The sequence below is a fragment of the Streptomyces sp. NPDC054813 genome (assembly GCF_053611365.1).
Genome location: NZ_JBSHAF010000003.1, coordinates 188,338 through 203,342, shown reverse-complemented (window position 1 = coordinate 203,342; position 15,005 = coordinate 188,338). Strand labels below are relative to the sequence as shown.

Genomic DNA, 15,005 nt, shown 5'->3' with positions numbered 1-15,005 from the left:
CGCCTCCCCCGACCCGTAGGGGTCGTGCGGCGAAGGCGCCTCCTGTCACTGTCTGTCACGTACTCCGTTCGCTCAGTGCTGCTGCACGAACACGTAGTCGGCCCGGTAGGGGACGCCGACCACGGCACCCGGGGTGCAGGAGCCGGCCGGGGCGACGCCGCCGACGGCGTTCAGGCGCAGGACCTCCCCGGTGTGGGCGAGCAGGCCGTGCTTCTTGCCCGACTGCGTGGCCTTGAGGTCCAGCTCGGGGATGTTGCCGTCGCCGTTCGGCGTCTTGGTCAGGACCGCTCCGGTGACCGCACTGCCGTCGGGCGCGACCCACTGCGGGGTGCCGGAGCCGGGGGCGACGAAGGAATGCCGGATGCCGCCGCCGAGCTTGGCGCTGACGTCACGCTGGGCGAAGGCGTAGCCGCCGCCGTCGGCCGCCTTGCACTCGTAGATCTGCTTGCCGGTGACGACGGAGGCCTGGAGGCCGCCGCCCCTTAGGTCGGTGACGGTGGTGACGGCGTGCAGCTGGCCGCGGACCGCCCCGCCCGGGAACCGGGCGGTGTGCAGGTTGGCGTAGAAGCCGCCGGGGTCGGTGGTGAGCTGCTTGAGCAGGGCCTTGTCGGTGACCTTGACGCTGCCGGTGACGCTGTGGCCCTTGGCCTTCTTCAGCAGCTTCCCGAAGTCGATCTTCACCCCGCCGTTGGCGCCCTTGACGCCCTGATGGATGTGCAGGTCGGTCGGCCTGCCAGTGCCGCGCCAGGTCACGGCGACGGTCACCTTGTCCCCCTTGACCTGGATGAACTCCAGCGCCGCACCGTCCTTGTCCCCGACGGCGGCCCCACCGGCGACGGGCACCTCGTTGGCGCCGCGCAGGCCGGCGACGAGAACGACGGAGCCGGTGGAACCGTGAGTGATGGAGCTGTGGCCGGTGGAGCCGTGGCCGGCGGCGGACGCCGGGACGGCGGCACCGCCGAGAGCGGTCACGGTGACGGCGGCGGCGACGAGGGTCTTGCGACACGTTGCATTGATGACCATGATTCCGTTTTCTCCCCGTATGTCAGCCAACGCCCCCTGCGTCGGCTTCTGGGGAGAGGTACGGAACGGATCCTAGATTGGACTCAGTCCAACAATGTGATGTACGACACAGGGGTGAGCCCTTGGGCTCACCCCTTGAGGAACCGGGTCGACAGAGCGACCAGGGGGCTATCCCGCCCGGTGCACCACCGCGTCGCAGAGCTCCAGGAGCGCCACCTTGGAGTCGCATTCCGTCAGCGGGGCCAGGGCGGCCCGGGCCTCCTCCGCGTACCGGACCGTGTCCCGGCGCGCCTGCTCCAGCGCCGGGTGCGCCCGCAGGGCCGTCAGGGCCTCCGCGTGCCGCGCGTCGTCCGTGAGGTCGGAGTCCAGCAGCTCGCACAGCGCGATGTCCTCGGCCAGGCCCAGCCGCGCCGCCCGCTCCCGCAGCCGCAGCACCGGAAGCGTGGGCACACCCTCGCGGAGGTCGGTCCCCGGCGTCTTGCCGGACTCGTGGGAGTCGGAGGCGATGTCCAGCACGTCGTCGGCGAGCTGGAAGGCGACACCGAGACGTTCGCCGTACTGGGTGAGGACGTCCACGACCGTCTCGTCGGCGCCGGACATCATCGCGCCGAAACGGCAGGAGACCGCCACCAGCGAGCCGGTCTTGCCGCCGAGCACGTCGAGGTAGTGGTCGACCGGGTCACGCCCGTCCGACGGCCCCGCCGTCTCCAGGATCTGACCCGTCACCAACCGTTCGAACGCGAGGGCCTGGACCCGCACCGCCTCGGGTCCGAGATCGGCGAGGATCTGCGATGCACGGGCGAAGAGGAAGTCACCGGTGAGGACGGCGACCGAGTTGCCCCAGCGGGTGTTGGCGCTGTCGACGCCACGCCGCACGGCCGCCTCGTCCATGACGTCGTCGTGGTACAGCGTGGCGAGGTGGGTCAGCTCGACGACCACCGCCGACGGCACGACGCCCGGCGCGTACGGGTCACCGAACTGCGCGGCCAGCATCACCAGCAGCGGCCGGAACCGCTTCCCGCCGGCCCGCACGAGGTGCTGCGCGGCTTCCGTGATGAACGGGACCTCACTTTTGGTGGCTTCTAGCAAGCCCTCCTCGACAGCCGTCAATCCGGCCTGGACATCGGCTTCCAGAGCCTGGTCCCGCACGCTCAGCCCGAACGGCCCGACGGTCACGAGGGGTCTCCTGTCTGCTGGTGTCCACTGGCGATTACACGGTTTGTCGATAGGTCGCTGCCATCACTCAAGTCAGCGTATCCGGTCAGGTTTCGATCACCGATAGCGCCCACCGTTACACCCCGGGCGCTATCGGATCACGACCGGTATGTTTTTGATCAGCCGATACGACCTGACATCCAATGACTTAACAGGAAGTACCGACGCTTGTCCCGAACCGGGGCGTAAGCCGTGTCCCGGACCGGAGCCCGAACCCCGTCCCGGACCAGCGACGCCACCGGGTCCGGTGCCGGACCGCCCGGCAGGTCCCCGACCACGGACGGCCACAACTTCGCCGGCCGACTTCACCTGCCCGGAGGTACCCCCTCCGCCGTCCGCCAAAGCCGACGGGAGCACTCCGTTCCGATCCGCACCCGCCCGTCCGCCCCTTACAAGATCACGCACGAGGACCTCCGTACCCCCTTCGCCGCCCTGACGTCGCCCCACGCGCGCGTGGCACCCACGGAAGGACCAGTCCGCCCACGGCCGTCCCTCGAACACCTTCCCCACCGGCACCACCCGTCCTCCATGAGCCACGGACATGTCTCCACCGACGGTCCGGGCGCACCCGCGACCGCCGGTCGGCCGACGGCGCGGCCCTAGCGCGACGGGGGCGTGGGTGCAGTCGGCGTCTCCCGCGGTCGCCCCCCCCGGGACAGCTGCGTCTCCCTCCGGACGGCGACTCTCGTCCCCCAGCCGCTCAAGCGGTCGCCGCGGCCCGCGAGCCACGGACGGCCGCCATGACAACGACACGCGGTACGGCGGAGGTTCCGCCCTCACGGAGGACATGCGCGCGCGGACGGGCGCCCTGCCACAGCCGGGTCGGCGAGCCCGCAGCCCCGGCCCCCGGCGTGACCGGCATCATGCACAGCCGTCGCGTTCGAACTCCCGGCACGATCCGGGGTATTGGGCCGACCGGCCGCCTTCGAGACGCCCGGGCGGGACAGAGCCGCCGAGTGTCGGCCTCCCCGCGACACCCGATCAGCGGCACGCGCGCGTACTCCTGACCACACGCACCCGCGCGCGTACCCGGACCGTACGGAGTTCTCGGGAGGGCGAGACCGGAGACTTGCCCGACCGGATGAACCAGACGGACCGGGTGGACGGCCCCGCCGCCGACCCTCACCCGGTCGGGCTCGTCCGTGCACCCACGCCCAGCCGGAATTCCACCCAATAAGGCAATTCGGACAATCTCCTGAATTACCTGTGACGCGTGCCACTTCCGCTCGCCTCAATCAGGGCAATCCACACGAATGGCAGCGAGGAGCTTTTCCACCGATGCCCGGAAAAACGGATTCCGCGAATCCCTCTTGTCCGATTCGCCGTAATTGCCGTTTCGTGAAGTAGGTCACGTGGCCCTGAGTGCCACAGAGGCGGTAAGGCGACCCTTTCTGCCCTTTCCCTGTGGGCGAGTTGAGGCTTGGCAATCGCAAAGGATCAAGCACCCCATACGACTCAGATCAAGGTCAATCGGTGTGTTGTGTGCATCAGGTACTTGTTCCGGACATCTGCTCTCGCATACGTTCCGGCTCGCCGGGCGGACGCCGAATCCTGCCACCGCCCGTCGTGACCCATCGACGAGTCCATTCGCACGGCAGGAGCGGGGGAACCAGGTAAGTCGCCGGACCGGGCGACCGACGTCACCGACCGACGTCGTACCGGAACGGCTAGGGGTGAAGTCGCCTCGCCTCAGGGCGGCGCGACCGGGCACTCCCCGGGCCCGAACCCGACAGCTCACCCCGCAGGCGACGGAGAGGAACTACGACATGTCTGCTGCCGTTCAGCACCGCCGTCCCCGCCGTAACCGCATTGTCCGCACGCTCGCCATCGTGGGTACCGGCGCCGCCGTTCTCGCCCTGCCGCTCATCGGGGCGACCGCCGCCTCCGCCGCCACTTCCACCACCTCGACGGCCTCCACGACGCTCGCCGGGTATCCGAACAACCTCGACGGCTGGATCCGCGAGTCGCTCGCGATCATGGCCGAGAAGAACATCCCCGGCAGCTACAACGGCATCTACCGCAACGTGATGCGTGAGTCGTCCGGCAACCCGCAGGCCATCAACCTCTGGGACTCCAACGCGGCCGCCGGCATCCCGTCCAAGGGTCTGCTCCAGGTGATCGACCCGACGTTCAAGACCTACCACGTGGACGGCACGTCGTTCGACATCTACGACCCGGTCGCGAACATCACCGCCGCCTGCAACTACGCCGCCGCACGGTACGGCTCGATGGACAACGTGCACGGCGCGTACTGACCGGCGCCGTCAGTCGAAGAGTCTTTCGAGGACGACTGCGAGGCCGTCGTCCTCGTTCGACAAGGTGATCTCGTCGGCCACCGCCTTGAGTTCGGGATGTGCGTTGGCCATGGCCACCCCGTAGGACGCCCAGTCGAACATCGGGATGTCGTTGGGCATGTCCCCGAAGGCGACGGCCTGTTCGGGGCTCAGCCCCAGATGGCCGGCGGCCAGCGCCAGCCCGGTCGCCTTGGTCACCCCGCACGGCTGGAGCTCGACGGTCCCCGGCCCCGACATGGTGACCGTCGCCAGCGACCCCACCACCGCGCGCGCGGTCGCCGCCAGCTCGTCGTCGGACAGGGTGTGGTGGCGCAGCAGCACCTTGCTGATGGGCGCGCACCACAGGTCGTCGCGCCGGTCGACGCGCAGCGCGGGCAGCGTGGGGTGGGGCATCAGATAGCCCGGCTCGATGAGCGTGAGCCCGTCCACGCCGTCCTGGTCGACCGCCGCGTACACCTGCCCGACCTCGGCCTCGATCTTGCCGAGGGCGGTCTCCGCCAGCTCCCGGTCCAGGGTGACCGACCACAGCAGCCGCTCCGCGCCGGCGTCGTACACCTGGGCGCCCTGGCCACAGACCGCGAGTCCCGTGCAGCCGAGGTCGTCCAGGAGGGGGCGCACTCTCGGCGCGGGGCGGCCGGTCACCACGAGATGCCGGGCGCCGGCCCGGCCGGCCCGCGCGAGCGCGGCGAGCGACCGTTCCGAGAGGGTGTCGTCGGCGCGCAGCAGCGTGCCGTCCAGGTCGGTGGCGATCAGTGCGTACGGGGTGGGTGCGACCATGATCAGAGAATACGGACAGCACGCCGCTGAGACTCACTGTGCGTTCCGGCCTCAAGTGGCGCCCGCCGTCCCGGTGATGGGGCGTTGTCAGTAGGGCGCGTTACGTTGGCGGTGGGTCGACGGCACCGATCGGACGGGGGCGGGCGTGGTGACGGACGTACCGGGGGACTTCCGGGCGCACCTGCTGGAGGCGGCGACCGGGGTGCTGGAGCGGTTCCCGCGGGAGCCGCGGCCGGAGATCTACGCGCTGTCGTTCCGCATCTGGCGGGTCGAGGACGACGACCGCAGACCGTACGTGGCGATCGGCTACAACACCGAGAGCCAGTACGAGGCCGAACGGAACCCTACGGACCCCGGCGAGGCGCGCTGGAACTACGCGTGCTGGCTCCTCGACGGCTTCGAGATGCTCGGCAACTGTCCCGAGGACCCGGTCGGCGGCGCGCTGTACACCGAGGAGGTCCGGCGGCTCGGACTCTGGTTCGACGGGGACGGCGACGACGCCGAACTGGACGCGAAGCACGACCTGTTGGGGCTGCACTTCGCCGACGCGTGCATACGGCTGGCGCGGGATCTGCATTCCGGCGGCCGTATCGAGAAGGCCCTCGGCCGGGCGCTGCCGGTGGTGGTCTTCGACATGTACTGCCCGGGCTGGGAGGTCGAGGCCACGGAGGCGGCCAACCCTCCCGAGCTGATCGAGGAGTTCCTGGCCTGGCAGCGGGCGGCCGAGCAGGCGTAGCCCCGGGGCCGGGTGGCAGCCCGGCCCCGGGACGGGTGACGCCCCGGCTCCGGGGGCATGTGGTGGGCCGGCCCCGGGGCGGTTGTCAGGCGAGGGCGGCCGCCAGGTGCTTGGCCAGACGCGGCGAGGCGAACTCCGTACCGCACACGAACCGCATCACCGGGCCGTACGAGGCCGCCGCGGGCAGGCCGGTGAAAGAGGCCGGGGACGGAGGAGACGTATCCGGCGCCGAGTTTCGGGGCGCCGCGGCCGACCGCGACGCGGGTACGCAGCTCGGGGCCGAGGAAGTCCATCGCCGCAGTGTCCACGTGGTAGCCGGTGGCGGCGACGACGTGGTCGGCGGTGAGCCGGTCGGTACGGCCGTCGTGGGTGCGGACGGTGAGGACGGGGGCACCGTCGGAGGTGTCGGCGCCGGTCACTCCGGCGACCTCGTGGACCTGGACCTTGCCCTCGAAGCGGTCGCGCCAGCTGACCATGGGGTCGCCGAAGACCCGGACGGGGATGCCGCGTGCCCGCAGGTGGGCGGCGGTGGACAGGCCGAAGGGCCCGGCGCCGATGACTGCTACCGGTTGGATCACGAAGTCCCTCCCCGGGAACGTGGCGCCTACTTCGTGGAGGTGCCGGAGCCGCGGCGGTTGGTGCGCCACAGCTGATAGAGGTGCTTCGCGCCCGGACGCACGAAGCGGGCGAGCATCGTGACGAACGGCAGCGGGTCGTCACCCGCGAGCCAGGCCAGCTCGGTCCCGCTCGGCCGCTCCGGCGCGTGCGGCGTCGTGTAGCCGCTGCGGCGGTAGGCGAGGAGGGCGGGCAGGTCGATGTTCTCCACGACGTACCGGTGGCCGGCCCGCTGTTCCCCCTCCGGAACGCGGCGCCCGGTCAGATCCAGGTGCATGGCGCGGACCACGTCCACCCCCGACTCGCTCTCGAAGAGCCGGAACTGGGCGCCCATGCGCGGGTTGAAGTCGAGCAGCTTGTACTGCCCGTCGCGGCGGTCGAAGCGCAGGTCGAGGTCGATGATGCCGCTGAAGCCGATCTGTTTGATGAAACGCGCGGCGAGATCGGCGAGTTCCGGGTTGTCGACGACGTACGCGTTCGCCGTCATACCCGCGTGCGGCGGCCACGAGCGCACCTTGACGCCGGTGAACAGGGCACGCGGGTTCGAGTCGGCGTCGAAGTAGGCGTGCACGATCCAGTCCTCGGCGTCCTCCCTCGGGAGGTACTCCTGGAGGATGACACCCGGATGGGTGCCCCAGTCACGCGCGAGAGTGAGCAGTCCCTCGCGAGTGGCGATCTTCGTCGTGCCGTTGACGGCGGGTTGACTGCGCCGGACGAAGGCCTCGCGGTTCTTGGCGACGATCGGGAAGCGGGCCTTCTCGGCGAAGTCGACGATGTCGTCGTACGACTCCGGGAAGGCGGCCGCCGGACTGGGGATGCCGTGTTCCACGCACAGTTCGTGCAGCCCCTGCTTGCTGGCGAGCCGGCGCGGCAGCGCGGCCTCCACGCGCGGGAAGAGAAAACGGTCGCCGAGCGCGTCCTGGTGCTCGGCGATCAGGACGGCGGCCTCCTCGTCGGTGGGGATCAGCACGGTCGGACGGCCGATGCGGCGGCCGATGCGCAGCAGTCCCTCGACGAGATGATCCGGTTCTTCGGCGCCTGTCGTCGGCCACACGAACGCCCGTTTGAGATACCGGGAGGAGGCCGCCGGCGTGTAGGCGTCCTCCGTGATCGCGTACATGGGAACGCCCAAGCGGCCCAGACTGCGAATCGCGCCGACCCCACCGTGATGCAGCGGATAGTCGCCGAACTTGACAATCAGGCCCGGCACGTCGCGATCCGCATCGAACGGCATGCTGACGGCATTCCCGGCCACGGGTCCCCCCACGTGTCCCCCCTACGGACCGGACCCACCCCGTCCGTGTCCCCCAAAGGACGCTAAGCCGGAATTGCCCCCTCCGACAAGGCTTATTCGGACATTGCGAACTCTTTAGACACTGCCACGACAGCCAACTCACCCGTAACGTGTGGCGCGACCACATGGAATGCCGCGCAACGCCAGAGCGACGTCACCACATAGTCGGCCCGGCGCGGCACGGATGAGAGCGAGGCAGCCACCCCATGCCCCCCTTGCCCCCCTTCGAGGTCCCCGAGGGTGACCCCTTCGGCCCGCACAATCTTCCGTATGGCGTGTTCTCGACCCCCGAGAGCACGGAACGGAGGGTTGGCGTCCGCCTCGGCGACCACGTCCTCGACGCCGGTGCCGCGGCTCTCGCGCTCGGCTCCCCCTACGCCTCGCTGCTGGCCCGCCCGACCCTCAACCCGTTGCTGGCCGCGGGCCGCACCACCTGGTCGGACGTAAGGCGCGCCCTGACCGCCTGGGTGACCGTGCCCGCACATCGCGAGGTGCTCGAACCCCTCTTCCACCCGCTGTCCGCGGTGGCCCTGCACCTGCCCTTCGAGGTCGCCGACTACGTCGACTTCTACGCCTCGGAGAACCACGCCCGGAACGCCGGCCGCATCTTCCGCCCCGACGCCGCCGAACCGCTCACCCCCAACTGGAAGCACCTGCCGATCGGTTACCACGGCCGCGCGGGCACGGTCGTGGTGTCGGGAACGGACGTCGTACGGCCGTCGGGCCAGCGCAAGGCGTCATCGGACCCCTCGGAGGCGCCGGTGTTCGGCCCGTCGGTCCGGCTGGACATCGAAGCCGAGGTCGGCTTCGTCGTCGGCGCACCGTCGCAGCAGGGGCGGCCGGTGGCGCTGGGCGACTACCGGGAGCACGTGTTCGGGCTCACCCTCCTGAACGACTGGTCGGCGCGCGACATCCAGGCCTGGGAGTACGTCCCGCTCGGCCCGTTCCTCGGCAAGTCCTTCGCCACCTCGGTCTCGGCGTGGATCACCCCGCTGGACGCCCTGGAGGACGCACGGGTCGCCCCGCCCCGGCGGACGCACCCGCTGCTGCCCTACCTCGACGACTCCGCCGAGGAGCCCGCGGGGTACGACCTGCGGCTGTCGATCGCGATCAACGGTCACGTGGTGTCCGAGCCGCCGTTCTCCACCATGTACTGGACCGCGGCCCAGCAACTCGCCCACCTGACCGTCAACGGCGCCTCACTGCGCACCGGCGACCTGTACGGCTCCGGCACGGTGAGCGGTACGGAACCGGGGGAGCGCGGGTCGCTGCTGGAGCTCACCTGGAACGGGCGGGACCCGCTCGAACTCCCGGACGGCAAGCGGACGTACCTGGAGGACGGAGACGTGGTGACGCTGTCCGCGTGGGCGCCGGGGCCGGGCGGGAGCCGGGTGGGACTCGGGGAGGTCAGCGGGCGGATCGTGGCGGGGTGAGGGGCGGTCGGGTCGGGGGCGCTTGTGGCCGTAAGGGCGCACAGTCCGCCGGGGTTTGGTGAGGAGGGCACCCGGATCCTCGTCGGTACCTGACTCGGGGCACCCCGTCCCGTCATACTGACGGGACACGCACCATGCGATGCGCCCGCACGCGCACCATGCGAGGCGACGGCGCACGTGTCACGTGATGCGCCGGCGTACGCACTCTGTCGCGCAACGGCGCATCACCCCGCACCACCCGCCACCCGCACACCCCTCCGATCGGGAAACGGAGCCTTGGCATGACCGTCTGCCTGCTCCTGCTGAGCGTCGTCGCCCTGACGGCCGCGGTGCCCACGCCCCGCGCGCTGGTACAGGCCCTGTGGCCCGAGCGGGAGCCGGTGGTCGCGCTGTGGGTGTGGCAGTGCCTGGTCGCCACCGTGCTGATGTGCTGCCTGACCGCGCTCGTCCTGGGCGCGGCGGCCGTCTTCCACACTGTGCGCGACCGGGTGTTCGCGCCGGCGCCACCGGCGGTCACCGCGGCGTACGACCTCTCCGTCGCGCCCCTGTGGGCGGTAGCGCTCACGGTGCTGCTCGCGTGCGGGGCCGCGTGGACGACGGCGATGCTCGCCCGCGAGCTGGTCGAGACCCGGCGGCGCCGCGGCCAGACCCGCGCTCACCTGCGCGAACGGGCACCGGAACTGCCGGCGGGGCTGCCTGCGGCACGCGGGCCGATGCTGGTGCTGGAGGACGAATACCCGGACGCCTGGTGGATGCCCGGGCATCCGCCCCAGCTGGTCGTGACGACCGGGGCGCTGCACCGCCTCACCGACCACCAGCTCGACGCCGTACTCACCCATGAGCGGGGCCACGCGCGCGCCCACCACGACTGGCTGCTCTACCTGTCCAGTGCGCTGGCCACGGGCTTCCCGCGGGTGCCGCTGTTCTCCCACTTCTGCGACCAGACCCACCGGCTCGTCGAACTCGCCGCCGACGACGCGGCGTCCCGCCGCTGTGGCCACCTCACGACCGCACTGGCCCTGATCGAACTGAACCAGCACCGCGGGGTCCTGTCCTGCGCGTCCAGCCGCCGGCTGCTCGGCGAGCGGGTCGACCGGCTCCTGGAACCACCGCCACGGCTGCTGCGCCGTCAGCGGGCGCTGACGACGACGGTGGCCGCGCTGGTACCCCTGCTGCCGCTGCTGATCACGTTCGCACCGGGTCTGACGGCGCTCGGGTAGGGCTTCTGTCACAGCTGGAAGTCCGGCGACGGCCGCGCAGCGCAAGGGACGACCTGTGCGCGGGTCGTGGGTGGACTTGAGCGGCTCGCCGTCCGCGAAATCCTCGGCGGCTGCCAGGGGGCGCGGATAGCCTCAGCACTGCCATTGTCCGACGGGGAGGGGCAGGACATGCCGGACATGCAAGGTCAGGACTGGGTCGCGCATGCGGGAGAGCTTTTCGAAGCGGCGATGTTCGGCGGCGACACATCCGCATTGGACCGGTCCGACGACGTGCTGGACGCTGTCGAGGCGCCGCTGTCCATGGCGCGGGGCAAGGTGCTGCATGTGCGCTTCCTGAACGACCGTGAGGAGAACACCCAGGAATTGGTGCTGTTCGAGCGGGCGGCCGAGCTGTACCAGCGGCTGGGGAACGCGTCGGGTGAGGCGGACGCGTTGTTCTGGATCGGCTGCTGGCACCAGGTGGTGAAGGGGGACGGTGCGACCGGCAGACCGTACTTCGAGCAGTCGTACGCACTGGCGAAATCCGTCGACGACCGGATGACGATGTCCTACGCGATACGCCACCTCGGCTTCGCCGACAAGGACGCGGGCGACCTCGACCAGGCTCGTGAACGGTTGACCGAGTCGGTGTCGCTGCGCCGGGCGATCGGATTCAGGCCCGGGGAAGCGGCCGGCCTGGTGGCACTGGCCTACCTCGCGGCCGAGACGGGGAACAGATCGGTCGCGCTCCACCACCTCGACGAGGCGCAGGCGGTCGCCGAGAGCTGCGGCGCCAAAGCCGTGACCGGGTGGATCGAGCAGGCCCGCACGATGGTCCAGGCATAACCGTCTGACGGCGAGGCTACGTGGCCCGCCGAAGTGCGGGCCCGGCTCTCCCTCGCCCTGGAGTCCTTCGAGCGGATACAGGACGACATCGCTGCCCCGGACGCCCGCACCCGACACGAGCTGATGCGCTGCGCCGAGGTGATGAGCCGCCGGTGGCCACCGGACCGGTGGCGGCCACTCCCGCGCGGCCCGTGGTGCCCGACCGGGCCGAGCCGGCCTGGCAGGTGCGTGTCGGTGCCGCCAGGGCGCTGGGTGCGGCGGGTGCCGCCGTAGCGGTTCCCGCCCTCGCCAAGTCGCTTGCCGATCCGAACGCCGACGTCCGCAAGGCGGCCGTCGTCGCCCTGACCCGGCATACCGGCATCGAGGAGGCCCGCGCGGCGCTGGCCACGGCGACGGCGGACGCGGACGTCAGGGCGTATGCGGCGCGGGGGCTCTGAGCAGGGCCCCCGTCACGCGGCCGGATCGGGCTATATCCAGTCCTCCGGCTCCGGCTCGGCATCCATCTCGGGCCAGTGGTCCTCGTCCCCGGCTCCCGCCGCCGCAGGAGCCAAGGCCGGAGCCAAGGCCGGGGCCGGGGCCGGGGCCGGGGAGGACGGCGTCTTCAGGGACGCCAGCACCTCGAGCACGCCCTCCCCGTAGGTCATGAGCTTCTTCTCGCCGACGCCGCCGACGGTGGCCAGTTCGGCGACCGACTCGGGCCATCGGCCGACGATCTCCCTCAGCGTGGCGTCGTGGAAGATCACGTACGCCGGTACGCCCTGTTCGCGGGCCTGTTCGGCACGCCAGGCGCGCAGTGCCTCGAACGCCGGGAGCAGATCCTCGGGCAGCTCTGCCATGGCAGCCTTCGCCTTGCCCTTGCCGGAAGCCCCGGAGGATCCGGATGTCCCCGAGGACCGGGAGACCACCGGTTTCTTCGGCTCCTTGCGGAGCGGAACCTCCCGCTCGCGCCGCAGTACCGTCCCGCTGCCTTCGGTGAGCACCAGCGTGCCGTACTCGCCCTCGACGGCCAGCAGCCCCTGGGCGAGCAGCTGCCGGACGACGCCCCGCCACTCGCCCTCGTCGAGGTCGGTGCCGATACCGAAGACGGACAGCTGGTCGTGGTCGAACTGGATGACCTTGGCGGTGCGCTTGCCGAGCAGGATGTCGACGATCTGGACGGCGCCGAACTTCTGCCCGCGTTCGCGCTGCAGTCGTACCACCGTGGAGAGGACCTTCTGGGCAGCGACGGTGCCGTCCCAGGTCTCCGGCGGCGTGAGGCAGGTGTCGCAGTTGCCGCAGCCGGCCGGGGCGGGGTCCTGGCCGAAGTAGTTGAGGAGTTGCCCGCGGCGGCACTGAGCGGTCTCGCACAGGGCGAGCATCGAGTCGAGGTGGGCCTGGGCGCGGCGGCGGAACGCCTCGTCGCCCTCGCCGGACTGGATGAGTTTGCGCTGCTGTATGACGTCGTTGAGGCCGTAGGCCATCCAGGCGGTGGAGGGCAGGCCGTCGCGGCCGCCGCGGCCGGTCTCCTGGTAGTAGCCCTCGACGGACTTGGGCAGGTCGAGGTGGGCGACGAACCGGACGTCGGGTTTGTCGATGCCCATGCCGAAGGCAATGGTGGCGACCACGACCAGGCCGTCCTCGCGCAGGAAGCGGGACTGGTGGGCCGCGCGGGTGCCCGCGTCCAGGCCGGCGTGGTAGGGGACGGCCTCGATGCCGTTGCGGGACAGGAATTCCGCCGTGGACTCGACCGACTTGCGGGAGAGGCAGTAGACGATGCCCGCGTCGCCTTCGTGTTCCTGCCGGAGGAAGGTGAGCAGCTGCTTCTTGGGGTCGGCCTTGGGGACGATCCGGTACTGGATGTTGGGCCGGTCGAAGCTGGCCACGAAGTGCCGGGCGGCCGGCATGTGCAGCCGCTGGGTGATCTCCTCGTGGGTCGCGTGGGTGGCGGTGGCCGTGAGCGCGATGCGCGGGACGTCCGGCCAGCGCTCGCCGAGGAGGGAGAGGGCGAGATAGTCGGGGCGGAAGTCGTGGCCCCACTGGGAGACGCAGTGCGCCTCGTCGATCGCGAAAACGGCGATCTTGCCGCGGGCCAGCAGGTCCAGCGTGGAGTCCAGGCGCAGCCGCTCCGGCGCCAGGTAGAGCAGGTCGAGCTCGCCGGCGAGGAACTGGGCCTCGACCACGCGCCGCTCGTCGAAGTCCTGGGTGGAGTTGACGAACCCGGCGTTCACACCGAGGGCGCGCAGGGCGTCCACCTGGTCCTGCATGAGGGCGATGAGCGGTGAGACCACGATGCCCGTACCGGGTCTGACCAGGGCGGGGATCTGGTAGCACAGCGACTTTCCGCCGCCGGTGGGCATGAGGACGACGGCGTCTCCGCCGGCCACCACATGCTCGATGATCGCTTCCTGTTCGCCCCGGAAGGCGTCGTACCCGAAAACCCTGTGCAGCGTGGCCAGTGCCTCGCTGTCCGCCGGTCCGGGCGTCTGCCGCGTCCCCGGCGGCTCGGTCGTCCCTGGCATCTCGTCGGTTCCGCCCGTCCCACCCATCGTCGTGTCCCCCGTACGTCGTCCCTCGACCACTGCCTCCACGATAGGGGCACGGACCGACAGCGCCGGAGTTATCCACAGGCCCGCCGTCCGCGTCCCTCCCGGCTTCCGTCCCCGTGTCCCTCTCTCGAGGAGGGACACGGGGCGGGGTCCCCGGTCCGGCGGGGTCCCCGGTCCTTTGGCCGTTCAGCCCTTTGGCCGTCCTCGCGTGGCGGCCCGGAAGCGGCGCGGGCCATGCTGCACGGGCGGGACCGGGGAGGCCCGCGCTGTACGGAGGCGCAGCACTCGCGTGCCTCTTCCGCCCCAAGGAGCATCAGGATGTCTCTCAGGTCCCGCACCGCCGGCGCCGTTCTGGCGCTGGCCGTGCCGTTCGCTCTGGCCGCGGTTCCCGCCGACGCGGCTCCCGTCCCCGAGGCCGACCCGTTCGTGTGGACGGATCTGACCCCGACGTACACGGCGACCGCGGACTACCAGTACGAGCCGTTCGCGGTCACGGACGGGTACCGGCCCATCGGCAAGTGCGCCCAGGACACCGGGACGGCCAAGGGAGGCGCGGGCTACCACTACGTGAACCCCGCCCATGTCGGCAGCCTCGACCCGGCCGAGCCCGCGGGTCTCCTCTACGAGACCGACAGCAACGGCGGCCGTGCCCTGGTGGGGGTGGAGTGGATCGTGCGCGCCGACACCACTGCCACCGCGCCGACGCTGTTCGGGCAGACGTTCCAGGGGCCGGCGAATCTGGACGGTGTGGGTTCCGTGTACACGCTGCACGCCTGGATCTGGAAGGACAATCCGAGCGGTCTGTTCGCGCCGTGGAACCCGACGGTGACGTGCCCGTAGCCACGGCCGCGGCCGTGGCTACGGGCACGTCAGCCACGGCCGCGGCGGCACGTGAGGTGCCGGCAGCCCGTGGCTCAGCGGCCCAGGACCGCCCACGCGCGCGTGGGGCCCCCGTACACGCGAGGAACCCGGGGGCCCCGGCGGCGCCCGGCCGTCGCCGGCCGAAATAAACCCGCCGGGCGGCGCCGGGCGCGGAGAGAAGCAGGGG

The 15,005-nt window shown here is 71.0% G+C and carries 11 protein-coding genes, 2 pseudogenes and 1 riboswitch; of the genes and pseudogenes, 7 read left to right on the top strand and 6 right to left on the bottom strand.

Annotated features, from left to right (window positions below; genetic code table 11):
- Window positions 1-72: 72 nt before the first annotated feature.
- Complete coding sequence (locus ACWGJB_RS06995) at window positions 73-1,023, bottom strand: CHRD domain-containing protein (RefSeq protein ID WP_453379213.1); 951 nt, start codon at window positions 1,021-1,023, stop codon at window positions 73-75.
- A gap of 168 nt (window positions 1,024-1,191) precedes the next feature.
- Window positions 1,192-2,199, bottom strand: coding sequence for a polyprenyl synthetase family protein (locus tag ACWGJB_RS06990; protein WP_453379212.1), 1,008 nt, complete (start codon window positions 2,197-2,199; stop codon window positions 1,192-1,194).
- A gap of 1,604 nt (window positions 2,200-3,803) precedes the next feature.
- Window positions 3,804-4,001, top strand: a riboswitch (cyclic di-AMP (ydaO/yuaA leader).
- Between the two features lie 3 nt (window positions 4,002-4,004).
- Here ACWGJB_RS06990 and ACWGJB_RS06985 point away from each other — a divergent pair.
- Window positions 4,005-4,493, top strand: a complete 489-nt coding sequence (locus ACWGJB_RS06985) for a transglycosylase SLT domain-containing protein (RefSeq protein ID WP_453379211.1) — start codon at window positions 4,005-4,007, stop codon at window positions 4,491-4,493.
- Window positions 4,494-4,502: 9 nt separating this feature from the next.
- Here the strand turns inward: ACWGJB_RS06985 and ACWGJB_RS06980 are convergent, their stop codons facing one another.
- Window positions 4,503-5,309: an HAD family hydrolase gene (locus ACWGJB_RS06980; RefSeq protein WP_453379210.1), complete on the bottom strand. Its 807-nt coding sequence runs from the start codon at window positions 5,307-5,309 to the stop codon at window positions 4,503-4,505.
- Window positions 5,310-5,457: 148 nt separating this feature from the next.
- Here ACWGJB_RS06980 and ACWGJB_RS06975 point away from each other — a divergent pair, with 148 nt between their 5' ends.
- Window positions 5,458-6,045, top strand: coding sequence for a hypothetical protein (locus ACWGJB_RS06975; protein ID WP_453379209.1), 588 nt, complete (start codon window positions 5,458-5,460; stop codon window positions 6,043-6,045).
- 85 nt (window positions 6,046-6,130) lie between these two features.
- Here ACWGJB_RS06975 and ACWGJB_RS06970 read toward each other — a convergent pair.
- A pseudogene (locus tag ACWGJB_RS06970) lies at window positions 6,131-6,539 on the bottom strand (NAD(P)/FAD-dependent oxidoreductase); the annotation flags it as partial.
- Between the two features lie 110 nt (window positions 6,540-6,649).
- Complete coding sequence (locus ACWGJB_RS06965; protein WP_453379208.1) at window positions 6,650-7,894, bottom strand: carboxylate--amine ligase; 1,245 nt, start codon at window positions 7,892-7,894, stop codon at window positions 6,650-6,652.
- A gap of 275 nt (window positions 7,895-8,169) precedes the next feature.
- Between ACWGJB_RS06965 and fahA the strand changes: the two genes are divergently transcribed.
- From fahA to ACWGJB_RS06945, 4 genes and pseudogenes are all read left to right on the top strand, one after another.
- Window positions 8,170-9,387 carry a fumarylacetoacetase gene (fahA, locus tag ACWGJB_RS06960; RefSeq protein WP_453379463.1) on the top strand — a complete coding sequence of 406 codons (1,218 nt, stop codon included), beginning with the start codon at window positions 8,170-8,172 and terminating at the stop codon, window positions 9,385-9,387.
- A gap of 281 nt (window positions 9,388-9,668) precedes the next feature.
- Window positions 9,669-10,607, top strand: a complete 939-nt coding sequence (locus ACWGJB_RS06955) for a M56 family metallopeptidase (protein WP_453379207.1) — start codon at window positions 9,669-9,671, stop codon at window positions 10,605-10,607.
- A gap of 168 nt (window positions 10,608-10,775) precedes the next feature.
- Window positions 10,776-11,432, top strand: coding sequence for a tetratricopeptide repeat protein (locus ACWGJB_RS06950; protein WP_453379206.1), 657 nt, complete (start codon window positions 10,776-10,778; stop codon window positions 11,430-11,432).
- Window positions 11,433-11,641: 209 nt separating this feature from the next.
- Window positions 11,642-11,869, top strand: a pseudogene (locus tag ACWGJB_RS06945) (HEAT repeat domain-containing protein); the annotation flags it as partial.
- A 30-nt stretch (window positions 11,870-11,899) separates the two neighbouring features.
- On the opposite strand, the gene recQ reads toward ACWGJB_RS06945, so the two are convergent.
- Window positions 11,900-13,957, bottom strand: a complete 2,058-nt coding sequence (recQ, locus tag ACWGJB_RS06940; RefSeq protein WP_453379462.1) for a DNA helicase RecQ — start codon at window positions 13,955-13,957, stop codon at window positions 11,900-11,902.
- Window positions 13,958-14,275: 318 nt separating this feature from the next.
- Here recQ and ACWGJB_RS06935 point away from each other — a divergent pair, with 318 nt between their 5' ends.
- Window positions 14,276-14,797 (top strand): hypothetical protein, encoded by a 522-nt coding sequence (locus ACWGJB_RS06935; RefSeq protein ID WP_453379205.1) that lies wholly within the window; start codon window positions 14,276-14,278, stop codon window positions 14,795-14,797.
- Window positions 14,798-15,005 lie beyond the last annotated feature (208 nt).

What these genes read in the sequence shown, in the direction of transcription:
- ACWGJB_RS06995 (WP_453379213.1), bottom strand. Translation starts at nt 1,023, where the DNA reads ATGGTCATCAATGCAACGTGTCGCAAGACCCTCGTCGCCGCCGCCGTC.
- recQ (WP_453379462.1), bottom strand. Translation starts at nt 13,957, where the DNA reads ATGGGTGGGACGGGCGGAACCGACGAGATGCCAGGGACGACCGAGCCG.
- ACWGJB_RS06965 (WP_453379208.1), bottom strand. Translation starts at nt 7,894, where the DNA reads ATGCCGTTCGATGCGGATCGCGACGTGCCGGGCCTGATTGTCAAGTTC.
- ACWGJB_RS06935 (WP_453379205.1), top strand. Translation starts at nt 14,276, where the DNA reads ATGTCTCTCAGGTCCCGCACCGCCGGCGCCGTTCTGGCGCTGGCCGTG.
- ACWGJB_RS06985 (WP_453379211.1), top strand. Translation starts at nt 4,005, where the DNA reads ATGTCTGCTGCCGTTCAGCACCGCCGTCCCCGCCGTAACCGCATTGTC.
- ACWGJB_RS06980 (WP_453379210.1), bottom strand. Translation starts at nt 5,309, where the DNA reads ATGGTCGCACCCACCCCGTACGCACTGATCGCCACCGACCTGGACGGC.
- ACWGJB_RS06950 (WP_453379206.1), top strand. Translation starts at nt 10,776, where the DNA reads ATGCCGGACATGCAAGGTCAGGACTGGGTCGCGCATGCGGGAGAGCTT.
- ACWGJB_RS06955 (WP_453379207.1), top strand. Translation starts at nt 9,669, where the DNA reads ATGACCGTCTGCCTGCTCCTGCTGAGCGTCGTCGCCCTGACGGCCGCG.